Here is a 12,926-nt window from a genome sequence, read left to right as displayed (position 1 = left end):
TCAGTTCACGCCTTCTTCCGGGTCTTCATAAACGGGCAGATGGATGCGGAATTCGGTGCGGCCGGGCCGGCTGTCCACATCGATGAGGCCGCCATGATCGGCCACCACCTTGGCCACCAGGGCGAGGCCCAGACCGGACCCCGTTGCCTTGGTGGAAACGAAGGGCTCGAATAAATGGCGCTTGATATCCTCGGGAATGCCGGGGCCGTTATCGCGCACGGCGACGAAGATCGGCAAATTGGGACGGGAGCGCCCCGTGGCGGCGGAGAGCCGCACCCCGTGTTGAAAACCGGTCGTCAACTGGATCTCCCCGTCCTGCCGGTCAGCGCCGAGTATGGCTTCAGCGGCATTCTTGACGAGATTGAGCAGGACCTGGATGAGCTGATCGCGATCTCCCAGAACATGCGGCAGCGAGGGGTCGTAATGCTCGGTGAATTTGATCCGCGCCGCGAAGCCGGAGCCGGCCAGCCGGCGGACATGTTCCAGCACCCGGTGAATATTGACCGCCTGGCGTTCCAGCCGCTTCTCGCCGAAGGTTTCCATGCGCTCGACCATGGCGCGGATGCGGTCCGCCTCGTCACGGATCAGCACGGCCAGCTCGCGGTCTTGCGGCGGCGCGTTGAGCTCCAGCAGCTGCGCCGCGCCCCGGATGCCCGAGAGGGGGTTTTTCACCTCATGCGCCAAAATCGCGGCCATGCCGGTGATGGAACGCGCGGCGTTGCGGGCGGAAATCTGCTGATCCATCGTCCGGGCGGCGGATTCGTCTTGAAAGGTGAGCAGCACATAGCCGGGGTGGTCCTGCACCGGCGCGGCGAGCACGGCGCAGCCGCGCCGCGCCAGCCGGGGTCCCTCCAGGCTCAAATCATGCTCCGCCACCGTCATTTCCCCGGTGCGGGCGCGTTCTGTCATCAAAAAGACGGGATGATCGGCGGGCAGCAGGTCAGCGAGGCTGGATTGGAGAAGAAGGCTTCGCGACGCGCCGAAAAACTCCTCTCCCGCGTAGTTGACCGCGCTGATGATATCCTGACCGTTGACGACGATGAGCGCGATGGGCAGGGTTTCGAGGATGTTGGCGGCCTCCAGCCTCACCAGCGTCTCGCGCGGGGCGGGGCGGCGGGCCAGTTTGAACGCCTTGCGCAAACCGCTCATGCCGCCAGCGCCATTTCGTCCTGCCGGACGAATCCGCGCCCGATCAGCGGGTCATAAAAATCGTGGATGAGGGCTTCCACCGCCGCGCCGGAATCGAGCCGGTTCATGCGGGCGCGGAACCCCGCCGAGCCATGCAGACCCTGGCTGTACCAGGCGACATGCTTGCGCCCCAGCCGCACCCCCGCCTGCTCGCCGAAATGGGCGCGAATGGCGCGGTAATGGGTCAGGAGGATCTGTTTCTCCTCGGCCAGGCTGGGGGGGAGAGCGAGGGCCCCGGTGGTGAGATAATGAATCACATGGCGCAGGAACCAGGGGCGGCCATAGGCACCGCGCCCGATCATCACCCCGTCCGCGCCGGAGCGGCGCAGCGCTTCGGCGGCCCGGGCCTCGCTGGTGATATCGCCATTGGCGATCACCGGCAGGGAGGTCGCCGCCTTGACCTCGGCGATGAAATCCCAGTTCGCCACCCCCTCGTAGAATTGCTGGCGGGTGCGGCCATGCACGGTCAGCATGGCGATGCCCGCCGCCTCGGCGATGCGGGCGAGGCGGGGCGCATTGAGATTGGCATGGTCCCAGCCCATGCGCATCTTCAACGTGACGGGTACATCCACGGCGCGCGCCGTTGTTTCCAAAATGCGTCCGGCCAGCGCCTCGTCGCGCATCAGGGATGAACCCGCCATCTGGCCGATGGCGACTTTTTTCACCGGACAGCCGAAATTGATGTCGATGAGATCGGCCCCCAGCCCGACGGCGATTTTCGCCGCCTCGGCCATGGCCGCGGGGTCACACCCCGCCAGCTGCACCGACGAGGGCCCCCCTCCCGCCACCACCTCCGCCATGCGCAGCGTATTGCGATTCTCCCGCACCATCGCCCAGGACGCGATCATTTCCGAGACGACCAGCCCGGCTCCTTGCGCCTTCACCAGGGCGCGGAAGGGCAGATCCGTCACCCCCGAGAGCGGCGCCAGAATGACGGGATGTTCCAGCCTTACCCGGCGCGCGCCCGCGCCGAGCGTGAGCGGCTTGATCATGGGGAAGATATCGTTGCTCATGATTTGGGCAAAGTATTCCGCCCCGCCGTCTCGCGCAATGCGGGTTATTGACCTTCCTGCCTATGACCGTGCATTTGCCGCCCGGCAATTCAATGGGAAGGACAGCCATGACCCCGCGCATTGGCACCGGTTTCGACGTTCACGCCCTCGCGGCGGACCGCGACATGATCATCTGTGGCGTGAAAATCCCCTTTGAAAAAGGTCTGGCGGGGCATTCCGATGCCGATGTGGGGATCCACGCGCTTTGCGACGCGATTTATGGCGCCCTGGCGGAGGGCGATATCGGCCGCCATTTTCCGCCCAGCGAGGCGAGCTGGAAAGATGCCGACAGCGCCCGCTTTCTTCGCCACGCGGCGGAGCGCATCGCGGCGCGGGGCGGGCGGCTCGCCAATGCGGATGTGACGATCATCTGCGAGTTTCCCAAAATCGGCCCGCATGCCCAGCCCATGCGCGCGCGGCTGGCGGAACTGCTCGGCGTGGGGATCGACCGGATTTCGGTAAAGGCCACGACCACGGAGCGGCTGGGCTTCACCGGCCGGGGCGAGGGCATCGCGGCGCAGGCGGCGGTGATGCTGCTTCTGCCAGATGGAAGCTGAGCGGCGGAAGCATTTTGCATCGTACCGCAACGGGTGAAGAATACTCCAGCTTTCCGATGTACAAAACTTCATGACATCTGCTTTTTAGCATTGCTGCGCTGCAAAATCTTTTATTTCGCAAGGCCCAAGCCTTGCCCTATATGATCAGCCATAGGATGAGTTTCCTCTCCTATTTTTGGACGTTTCCTCCCTAAACTTGGCGGCGCATTTTGGCGCCGCCTTTTTTTTGCAGCCTTCCCGGCCGACTGGAAGGCCCATGGCTGCATGCGGGCTGCGCGCAAGGAAACGCCAAACGAGCCGTGGTAAAGCGGATGCGAGGAAGTGGGGGGCTTCTGTTGCCCGGTGCCCCCCGAACCGCGCTTGGCTACTGATTAGGCAGCGACAGCGAATGCAACGTTGTTGTCGTTGGCATTTCTAGGATTAGCCCGATAACGGCGGTACCATGCCGGGCAAAAGATGGGTCTTTACCACGCGTGTCGAATCTGTTTCGCCCCCATGAGATCATGGTGGAGGCGCCGGGTACTGCCCCCGGGTCCACAACGCTTATTCCACGCATCGTTTATTGCCATAGCCGGCGAACCGGCGAGGCTTATATAAGGGCGCTGTCTGGAATATGAAAGGGGCATGCGCCTGACACCCGAACAATCGGCGGAGATCGAAACCGCCCGCGCCGCCGCGCACGCCACGCGCCGCCCCACCGTCGCCCCCCTGGAGGAACGGCTTTTCCTGCCTGTGCCTGTGCTGGACCACGGCTTCGTCCGGGTGGTGGATTACATGGGCGATGACGCCGCCGTGGTGCAGGCGGCGCGTGTCTCCTATGGGCGGGGCACCAGGCGGGCTTTGGAGGATGAGGGGCTGATCCGCTATCTCATGCGCCATTGGCATAGCACCCCTTTTGAGATGTGCGAGATCAAATTCCACGTGAAGCTGCCCATTTTCGTCGCGCGGCAATGGATTCGCCACCGCACCGCCAGCGTCAACGAGTATTCCGCCCGGTACTCCATTCTAGATAAGGATTTTTATTTGCCCGCGCCCGAGCATATGGCCCGGCAATCCAAGGATAACCGCCAGGGACGCGCCGGCGTGCTGGAGCCGGAAACCGCCGCCCGGGTCTTCTCTTTGCTGCGCCGGGACGCCGAACAGGCTTACGCCGATTATGAGGAGATGCTGGGCGAAGAGATCGGCCTGGCGCGGGAACTGGCCCGTATCAACCTGACACTCAACACCTATACGCAATGGTACTGGAAGACGGATCTCCATAATCTCTTCCATTTCCTGCGCCTGCGCGCCGATCCGCACGCTCAATACGAGATTCGCGCCTATGCCGAGGCGATGCTCGGCTTGACCGAGGCCTGGGTGCCGCTCTCCTGCAAGGCGTTCCGCGATTACCGGCTAGGGGCGGTGACGTTCTCGGCGCAGATGCTCGCCTGCCTCAAGCGGATGCTGGCCGGCGCGCGGATGACGCAAGAGGAATCGGGTCTCTCTAAGCGGGAGTGGGCGGAATTCCAGGCGGCTCTGGAGGTTTCAGCGAGTTCCTGAAAGCCGGTCGGCGAGAGGGAGGGGGACGGGGCCGCCGGTCGCCCAGTCGAGCAATTCGACGATATGCAGCACGGGCGCTCCGGCATGATGTTCGATCTGCACCGCGCAGCCGATATTGCCCGTGGCGATGATATCCGCGTTGAGCCGCGCCAATGCCGCCGCCTTGCGGGTTCCAAGTTCGCCGGCGATTTGCGGCTGGAAAATATTATACGTGCCGGCCGAGCCGCAGCATAAATGCGCCTCGGCGGGCATTCGCACCTCGAACCCCGCCGCGCGCAGGAGGTTTTGCGGCCCGGAAACGAGCTTTTGCCCATGCTGGATGGAGCAAGGCGGGTGATAGGCCACGCGCAGGGGCGGAATGTCCGCGCGCGGCGGCAGCCCCGCCGCCTCCAGCACCTCGCTGATATCCCGGGCCAGGGCCGCCACCCGGGCGGCGCGGTCGGCATAGGCGGGGTCGTCGCGCAGGAGAAACCCGTAATCCTTCACATGGGTGCCGCAGCCCGAGGCGGTGATGACGATGGCTTCCAGCCCGGCCTCGATCTCGCGCATCCAGGCATCCACGTTGCGCCGGGCCGCCTGGCGGGCCGCCCCGGCCTTGCCCATATGGGCGGTGAGCGCGCCACAGCATTCCTCGCCCTTGGCGAACTCGACCCGGTAGCCGCACCGCTCCAGCAGCCGCGCCGTGGCGGCGCGGATCTCCGGGCGCAACACCGGCTCGGCGCATCCTTGCAGCAGCACCACCCGGCCGCGCGGGGCCGGGGCATCGCCGCGCCGGGGCTCGGCCCTTGCCGGCGCGGGGAGCGGCCCGGCAGGGGCGAGCTTGAGCATGGCGGCGGCGGGGCGTAGCCGGCCTTTCAAAAGCGGCGCCAGAGGCCGCGCCAGCCGCGCCGCGCGCAACGCCGCCCGCAAGCGGGCCGGATAGGGCAGAATCGCCGCGACCAGCGTCCGCAATGCCCGTTCCATGGGCGGGCGGCGATGCCGCGCCTCGATATAGGCGCGGGCATGGTCGACCAGATGCATGTAATTGACCCCGGAGGGGCAGGTGGTCATGCAGGACAGGCAGGAGAGGCAACGGTCGATATGCTTGACCACGTCGGCGCTGGGCGCCCGCTCGTTCTCCAGCATGTCCTTGATGAGATAGATGCGCCCGCGCGGGGAATCGAGCTCGTTGCCGCCGAGAACGTAAGTGGGGCAGGTGGCGGTGCAGAACCCGCAATGCACGCATTTGCGGATCACCCCCGCGGAGGACGCCATATCGGCATCGGCGAGAAGCGCGGGCGGGAAGTTAGTCTGCATGGGCCAGGTCCAAAAAGCGGTTGGTCTCGAATACGCCCAGCGGGTCGAACGCTAGCCGCACCCGGCGGGAGAGCGCCTCCACCGGCTGCGGTTGCGGGTGCAGGGCGGGAATGCGGGCACGCAAGGCCGCCGGGGCGCGGACCAGCATGGCGTGGCCGCCCGCCTGCCCGGCTTGACGGCGGATAACCTCCTCATGCCCGTCCAGGGCCAGCCAGATCAACCCGCCGCCCCAATCGGCGGCATAGCGGCCACCCAGCTCGAGCAAGGGGGCGATGGCGGCCAGGGCGGCGCGGGGCGGCAGGCTGAGACCCCAAAGCGGCGCATCGCCCGAAAAGGAGGCGCCCCCTTGCAGCCCGGCCCAGAGCGGGGCGGCCTCCCGCTCCGCCAGCGCCTCCGGCGCGCCGTAAGCGGCGAGGGCAGCCGCCAGATAACCTCGCCGCGCCGCCACCGAGGGGCCGAACCCCTCCAGCCGCAGCAAAGTCGCCTCGCCGGGCAGGTGCGCGGCGGCGGCAATATCGGCGGGGGCGCGCAGCGCCGCCCGCATCAACGCGAAGCCCGCCTCATCCGCCAGCCCTCGCCAGATGAGGGTGAGGCGCTCCTGGGGCCGGGGCAGCACCTTCAGCGTCACCTCAGTCAGCGCGGCCAGCCGCCCCCAGGAGCCGCAAAGTAGTTTGGGCAGGTCGTAGCCCGTGACGTTCTTCACGACCTTCGCTCCGGCGCGAAACACCTCCCCCCGCCCGGAAACCGCCTCGAAGCCGAGCAGATGGTCCCGGGCCGCTCCGGCCGAGACGCGCCGCGACCCCGCCACCCCCGCCGCCAGCACGCCGCCGATGGTGGAGCCTTGCCCGCCCCAGGGCTCGAAGGCCAGGGCCTGGCCGCGCGCCGCCACCGCCGCCTCGATCTCCGCCAGGGGCGTGCCCGCCCGGGCGGTGAGCACCAGCTCCGCCGGGTCATATTCGAGAATGCCGGATAGACGCGTCAGGTTCAGCCGTCCGGCCTGGCGGGCGGGAGCGCCAAATTCCGCGCGCGTGCCGCCGCCCACGAGCTCAAGCTTGTTCCCCGCCGCCAGGGCGCTCGCGATGACGCTCTGCACTTGAACCGTGTTATCGGGGGTGAAAACGGTCATGTTTGGTTAGAACCGGGGCAGGTCGGGGAAGGCGAGCTGGCCGTGATGCACATGCATGCGCCCGAGCTCGGCGCAGCGGTGCAGCGTGGGAAAGACCTTGCCGGGATTGAGCAGGAGGCCGGGGTCGAAGGCGCATTTGAGCCGCTGCTGCTGGCGGAGATCCTCCTCCGAGAACATCACCGGCATCAGATCGCGCTTTTCCACCCCCACGCCATGCTCGCCGGTGAGAACGCCCCCCACCTCGACGCAGAGGCGTAGAATATCCGCGCCGAAGGCCTCGGCGCGTTCCAGCTCGCCGGGCTGGTTGGCGTCGTAGAGAATCAGCGGGTGGAGGTTGCCGTCCCCCGCGTGGAAGACATTGGCCACGCCCAGGCCGTATTGGCCGGAAAGCGCTTTCATGCGTTGCAGGACCAAAGGCAGCCTGGCGCGGGGAATGGTGCCATCCATGCAGTAATAATCGGGCGAGATCCGCCCCACCGCCGGGAAGGCGGCCTTGCGCCCGGCCCAGAAGGCGAGGCGCTCCGCCTCGTCGCGCGAGCTGCGCAGGGTCACGGCGCCGTTGCGGCGGGCGATGGCCTCAACCTCCGCCGCCAGATGCGCGCATTCCGCCAGCGGGCCGTCGAGTTCGACGATCAGCAGCGCCTCGACATCCAGCGGATAGCCGGCATGGACAAAGGCCTCGGCGGCATGAATGGCGGGCTTGTCCATCATCTCCATGCCCGCCGGAATGATGCCCGCGGCGATGGTCTCGGCCACGCATTGCCCCGCCGATTCGACGGTGGGAAAGCCGATGAGCAAAGCCCGCGCCGTCTCCGGCTTGGGCAGGATGCGCACCGTGACCTCCGTGACGACGCCGAGCAGCCCCTCGGAGCCGACGACGACGCCGAGCAGGTCGAGGCCCGGCGCGTCCAGCGCCTTGCCGCCGAGGCGCAGCACCTCTCCCGCCATGGTGACGAGCTGCACACCCAGCACGTTATTGGTGGTGAGGCCGTATTTGAGGCAATGCACCCCGCCGGAATTTTCCGCCACATTGCCGCCGATGGAACAGGCGATCTGGCTGGAAGGGTCGGGCGCGTAATAGAACCCTTCCGCCTCCACGGCCTTGGTGATGGCGAGATTGGTGACGCCCGGCTGCACCACGGCCAGCCGGTCCTCGTAATCGATCTCCAGCACCTGGTTGAAACGCCCCATGCCGAGCAGCACCGCATCCCCGAGCGGCAGAGCGCCGCCGGAAAGCGAGGTGCCGGAGCCGCGCGGCACCACCTTGACGGCGTTCCGGTGACAATAGCGCAGGATGGCGGCGACCTGATCCACCGTCTCCGGCAGCACCACCACCATTGGCGGCTGGCGGTAGGCGGTGAGGCCATCCGATTCATAGGGGCGCAGTTCATCCGGCTTATGGATGACGCCCTCACCGGGCACGATGGCGCGCAGCGCGGCGATGATCTCATCGCGCCGCGCCAGGATGCGCTCATCCGCCGGGGGCATTTTCAACGACATGCTCCGTCCTTCATCCTGCTTGCGGGCGGGATGGTTCTTTCAACGAGGTTTGGCCGCGCGAGGCAAGTGCGTCACCCCAGATGGCTGACCCCGGCCAGGGCTTCCATCCGCGCCGTATCGGCCCGCAACACCGCCGCCGGGCCTTGATGGACGACCTCGCCATCCGAGAGCACATAGGCTTTGTCCGCCAATTGCAGGGCCAGCCGGGCGTTCTGTTCCACCAGCAGCACCGAGAGGCCCTCCCGCTTCATCCGGGCGATGGCGCGCATCACCTCCTGCACGATCACCGGCGCCAGGCCCTGCGAGGGCTCGTCCAGAATCAGCAGTTTGGGGTTGAGCAGCAGGGCGCGGGCGATGGCCAGCATTTCCTGCTCGCCGCCGGAAAGCCGCCCGCCCTTGCTATGGCGCCGCTCATGCAGCCGGGGAAACAGCTCATAGACGGCGCCAATGTTCCAGGGACCCGAGACGGCCGGCGGCACTTGCAGATTTTCATGGACGCTCATATGGCCGAAAATCCTGCGCCCCTCCGGGACATAGCCCACCCCCGCCCGGGCGATCCGGTAGGGCGGGGCGCGCGTGATGTCCCGGCCGTGCAAGGTGACGCGGCCCGTCCGTGGCGGGGTGAGGCTCATGATGCTGCGCAAGGTGGTGGTTTTGCCCGCGCCGTTGCGCCCGAGCAGCGCCACCAGCTCGCCTTCTTCCACCCGCAGCGAAACGCCATGAAGAATATGGCTCTTGCCGTAAAACGTGTTCAGCCCCTCGAGTGCGAGCACGGCGCTCATGCGGCGTTCTCCGCCGCTCCGAGATAGGCTTCCTGCACGCGGGGGTTGGCGGAAATCTCCGCCGCGCTGCCCTCGGCCAGCAGGGCGCCGTTATCGAGCACGGTGATGCGGTCGGCGATGCCAAAGACGATGGCCATATCATGCTCGACGAAGAGGATGGTGATACCCTGATCCTTGTTCAGCCGCCGGATGAAATCGGTCATATGGCTGGTTTCTTCATCGCCCATGCCGGCCGTGGGTTCATCCAGCAGCAGGAGGCGCGGGCGGCGGGAGAGGGCGATGCCGACCTCCACCACCCGCTGATCGCCATGCGACATTTCACCGACGGTGCGATCCAGTTTCGGGCCGAGCCGGCTCATCTCCGCCAATTCCTCCACCTTGGCCTCCACCTGGGCGCGGGTGGCGCGGGAGATCCAGGGGCGCAATTGCAGGCCCAGCGCGGCCTCCGCCGCCACGCGGAAATTCTCGCGGACGGTGAGAGAGAGAAATACCTGGGTGATCTGGAAGGTGCGGATGATGCCGCGCCGCACCAGCGCGCTGGGAGTGACCGCGGTGATGGGCTCCCCGGCGAAGCTGATCGTCCCCGAGCTGGGCGGAAAGAAGCCGCTGATGAGGTTGAACAAGGTGGTTTTGCCCGCGCCGTTGGGGCCGATGATGGCGCGCAACTCGCCCGGCGCCACCGAGAGGGAGAGGGGCTTGAGCGCCTGGAGCGCGCCGAAGCGCCGGCTGACATTCTCGAGCTTCAGCAGGCTCATCGGCTGGCCTTGAGCCGGGAAAAGCCCAGCAGGCCCTGGGGGAAGAACAGCACGGCGAGGATGAAGATGAGGCCGATGAAGCTCATCCAGTTCTGGGTGATGCTGGACAGATAATCCTGGGCAACGATGAAGATCGCAGCGCCAAGGAAGGGGCCCCAGACGCTGCGCATGCCGCCCAGCACGCAGATGACGACGAAGGAGCCGGAAAGCTGCCAGCCGAGATTATCCGGAGAGGCGAAGCCGGTGAGCAGCGCGTTCAACGCGCCCGCCAGCGCGGCGATGAAGGCGGAAATGGCGAAGGCGACCCAGATCTGGCGTTCCACCGCCACGCCGAGAAAGCGCAGCCGGGTCGGGTTTTCCCGCACCGCGACGAAGCCATGACCGAGCGGGGAGCGCAGAATTTGCCAGATCACGGCCATGACCAGCGCGAAGACGGCGAGAACCAGATAATAGAACCGCTCCGGGCCGAGCATAACCGCATGGCCGCCGATTTGCACGGGCACGCGGGAAAAGCCGGTCAGCCCATCCTCGCCGCCGGTCAGTCCGTTCCAGCGCACGGCGATGAAATAGAACATCTGGCCGAAAGCGATGGTGATCATCGAGAAATAAATGCCCTTGCGGCGCATCACCAGCGGACCGATGAGGATGCCGGCGATACCGCCCAGCACGGTGCCGGCGAGAATGGCAAGCGGCAGGGAGGGCGCCACATGGATGAGGCAGAGTCCCGCCCCGTAGGCTCCGAGGCCGAAATAGGCGGCATGGCCGAAGGAAAGACCCCCCGTATAGCCGAGCAGCAGGTTGAGGCCCGAGGCGGCGATGGCGTAGATCAGCGCCCGCGTCGCGAGATCCGTATAGCCGCCCATGAGCGGCAGCCAGAACGGCACGGCGAGCAGAGCGATCCATATGCAGGCGGCGGCGAGGGGGCGCCTCATTCGAGCAGGCCTTCCTGCCCGAGCAGGCCACGCGGCCGGATGACCAGCACCACCGCCATGATGGCGTAGATCACCACCTCCTGCGCTACAGGGTAAAGGGCGGCGGTGAGGCCGGAGGCGATGCCGATGATGAGGCCGCCCAGCACGCTGCCCATGAGGCTGCCGACGCCGCCGACGATGATCGCGACGAAAGAGGGCATGATGAGGGACGACCCCATGGAGGGAGAAAGACCGAGCTGCCCCGCGGCGAGTATGCCGGCCAGCCCGGCCAGAAAGATGCCGATGCCGAAATTGGCGGCGCGCAGAACGTAGATATTCACCCCCATGGCGGAGATCGTTTCCAGATCCGCGTTGCCCGCCCGGATGCGGATGCCGATGCGCGTATAGCGCAGCGCCGCGAACAACCCGCCCGTGATCAGCGCGGTGATCAATATGACCACCAGCCGGTAGCCGGTGAGGAAAAACAGAGAGCCGCTGAGCGGGGTATTGAGATAAGCGGGCAGGGCGAAAGGCTGACCGACCGAGCCCCATATGGTGCGGATCAAATCCTCCATGATCATCGCCAGCCCGAAGGTCAGCAACAGGGAGAACAGCGGATCGCGCCCGTATAACGGCCGGATCAGCCAGCGCTCGACCAGGAGGCCCAGCACCACCGCCAGCAGCGGGGCGCAGACCAGGCTGGCCCAGAACCCGACATAAGGCTCGATGGTGAAGGCGAGATAGGCGCCCAGCGCCATGAAGGTGCCATGGGCGAAATTGATCACCCCGTTGAGGCCGAGGATGAGAGACAGGCCCAGCGCCATTAGCGCGTAGAAGATGCCGGTGATCAATCCATTAAAGGCGCTGTAGATGAGCAGGGCTTCCACGATGGCTCTTTGCCTTCTGCGCCGCGGCGCGGTTGAACGGTGAGATTTCGCGCCTCGCCCCGGGCGGGATCAGCCCGGATAAACCATATGGCAGCCTGCCTCCGCCGGGGGTTTGGCGATGGTGCCGCCCGGCACCGTCTGCGCGACCTCGAAAAGATTGGGATAGGTGGCGCCCTTGGGCACGGAGCCGGGAAACATATTGGCGATCATCTGATGATCCTCGGCCCGGTAATAGCATTTGCCGGGTTGCAGCGCGATTTCTGGCGGCAATTCCAGCCCCTCCAGCGCCTTCGCCACCTTCTGGGCGTCCAGGGTCTTCGCCTGGTTGGCGGCGAGGGCCAGCGCATGGGCCGAGGCGTAGCCAAACCAGGAGCGCGCTGTGGGCACCTTGCCGAATTTGGTTTTGTAGGCGGATATGAATTCCGCGACATGGGGCACGCCGGGCTGATTCCAGTACCATTCGAAGGTCCACCAGCCCAGCAGAGCCGCGGGGGGAAGCGCCTCCAGCACTTCCAGCTCCTGCATCGCGCCGGCTATCGCCATCTGCTTGTCCATGCCGAATTGCACGGCCTGCTTGAGCAAGTTGACGAGATCATCGCCCGCCTGAAGGCAGATCAGCACATCCGGGTTGGCCGCGCGGGCCTGGATGAGGTAGGAGGAAAAATCTGTGGTGCCGAGTGGCGCCAGCGCGTTGCCCACCGCCGTGCCGCCCGCTTGTTGCAGCTGGGCCACGTAATCCGCGTAGAGCGCGTGGCCAAACGCATAATCCGGGGTGAGGAAAAACCATTTCTTACCGAATTTCTTATATAACAGACCGAAATCGCCGGCGGTCAGCATCCAGGTGGTGGAGCAGGTGCGGAAGGTGTTCCAACTGCATTTTTTGCCGGTGATGTCATCGGCATGGCCGCCCGTATCCACATAGATGAGATTATGCTGCTGCGCGAACTGGCTGAGCGAGGCCGAGACGGCGGAGCTGACCGAGCCCATGAGGAAATCGACCTTGTCCTGGTTGACCAGCTTTTGCGCCTTGCCGATGGCGGGGCCGGGCAGGCCTTGTGAATCCTCGACCAGTAACTGCACGGGCCGGCCGAGAATGCCGCCTTTCTGGTTGAGTTCCGCCACCGCCATCGTGGCGCCGCGAATTTGATTCTCGCCTAGCGCCGCATAGGTGCCGGTGCGCGGGTCGATATTCCCGATTTTCACCGGCGTTTCGCTTTGGCCCCAGCCCGTTTCCGGCAAGGCGAGACTGGCCAACCCCGCCGCCGCGCCCGCGCGCAGCATGCCACGCCGATTCAAACCGCTTCCAGATTTGAGGATCATACGTGTTTTCTCC

The 12,926-nt window shown here is 66.0% G+C and carries 11 protein-coding genes, 1 other RNA gene and 1 pseudogene; 2 read left to right on the top strand and 11 right to left on the bottom strand.

The window, feature by feature from the left end:
- Both M7H45_RS10140 and dusB read right to left on the bottom strand, forming a co-directional pair.
- Positions 1–1,149, bottom strand: a complete 1,149-nt coding sequence (locus M7H45_RS10140) for a nitrogen regulation protein NR(II) (protein ID WP_298216601.1) — start codon at positions 1,147–1,149, stop codon at positions 1–3.
- Complete coding sequence (gene dusB, locus M7H45_RS10135) at positions 1,146–2,201, bottom strand: tRNA dihydrouridine synthase DusB (protein WP_298216599.1); 1,056 nt, start codon at positions 2,199–2,201, stop codon at positions 1,146–1,148. Before dusB ends, M7H45_RS10140 begins: the two co-directional genes overlap by 4 nt.
- Positions 2,202–2,308: 107 nt before the next feature.
- Between dusB and ispF the strand changes: the two are divergent.
- Positions 2,309–2,797 (top strand): annotated as a pseudogene (gene ispF / locus M7H45_RS10130) (2-C-methyl-D-erythritol 2,4-cyclodiphosphate synthase); the annotation flags it as partial.
- A gap of 320 nt (positions 2,798–3,117) precedes the next feature.
- On the opposite strand, the gene ssrA reads toward ispF, so the two are convergent.
- Positions 3,118–3,420, bottom strand: a transfer-messenger RNA (tmRNA) gene (ssrA, locus tag M7H45_RS10125).
- A 1-nt stretch (position 3,421) separates the two neighbouring features.
- Between ssrA and thyX the strand changes: the two genes are divergently transcribed.
- Entirely contained in the window at positions 3,422–4,336 is a 915-nt protein-coding gene (gene thyX / locus M7H45_RS10120) for an FAD-dependent thymidylate synthase (RefSeq protein ID WP_298216597.1), read from the top strand.
- Here thyX and glcF read toward each other — a convergent pair.
- The 8 genes from glcF to M7H45_RS10080 form a co-directional block, all read right to left on the bottom strand.
- Positions 4,322–5,632 (bottom strand): glycolate oxidase subunit GlcF, encoded by a 1,311-nt coding sequence (gene glcF / locus M7H45_RS10115; protein ID WP_298216595.1) that lies wholly within the window; start codon positions 5,630–5,632, stop codon positions 4,322–4,324. The genes thyX and glcF overlap by 15 nt on opposite strands.
- Entirely contained in the window at positions 5,622–6,758 is a 1,137-nt protein-coding gene (locus M7H45_RS10110) for an FAD-binding protein (RefSeq protein WP_298216593.1), read from the bottom strand. Before M7H45_RS10110 ends, glcF begins: the two co-directional genes overlap by 11 nt.
- A gap of 6 nt (positions 6,759–6,764) precedes the next feature.
- Complete coding sequence (locus M7H45_RS10105; RefSeq protein WP_408832784.1) at positions 6,765–8,258, bottom strand: FAD-linked oxidase C-terminal domain-containing protein; 1,494 nt, start codon at positions 8,256–8,258, stop codon at positions 6,765–6,767.
- Positions 8,259–8,329: 71 nt separating this feature from the next.
- Complete coding sequence (locus M7H45_RS10100) at positions 8,330–9,040, bottom strand: ABC transporter ATP-binding protein (RefSeq protein ID WP_298216591.1); 711 nt, start codon at positions 9,038–9,040, stop codon at positions 8,330–8,332.
- The gene (locus tag M7H45_RS10095) at positions 9,037–9,795 is read right to left on the bottom strand and encodes an ABC transporter ATP-binding protein (RefSeq protein ID WP_298216589.1); all 759 of its coding nucleotides are present in this window, start codon (positions 9,793–9,795) and stop codon (positions 9,037–9,039) included. The genes M7H45_RS10100 and M7H45_RS10095 overlap by 4 nt, the downstream gene beginning before the upstream one ends.
- Positions 9,792–10,727 carry a branched-chain amino acid ABC transporter permease gene (locus M7H45_RS10090; RefSeq protein WP_298216587.1) on the bottom strand — a complete coding sequence of 312 codons (936 nt, stop codon included), beginning with the start codon at positions 10,725–10,727 and terminating at the stop codon, positions 9,792–9,794. The genes M7H45_RS10095 and M7H45_RS10090 overlap by 4 nt, the downstream gene beginning before the upstream one ends.
- Positions 10,724–11,593, bottom strand: coding sequence for a branched-chain amino acid ABC transporter permease (locus tag M7H45_RS10085; protein WP_298216586.1), 870 nt, complete (start codon positions 11,591–11,593; stop codon positions 10,724–10,726). Before M7H45_RS10085 ends, M7H45_RS10090 begins: the two co-directional genes overlap by 4 nt.
- Positions 11,594–11,662: 69 nt before the next feature.
- Positions 11,663–12,889: an ABC transporter substrate-binding protein gene (locus tag M7H45_RS10080; RefSeq protein ID WP_298216584.1), complete on the bottom strand. Its 1,227-nt coding sequence runs from the start codon at positions 12,887–12,889 to the stop codon at positions 11,663–11,665.
- Between the last annotated feature and the right edge of the window lie 37 nt (positions 12,890–12,926).

The sequence above is a fragment of the Acidocella sp. genome, from assembly GCF_027352905.1.
Lineage (GTDB): Bacteria > Pseudomonadota > Alphaproteobacteria > Acetobacterales > Acetobacteraceae > Acidocella.
This window is presented reverse-complemented; position numbering and strand designations above follow the sequence as displayed.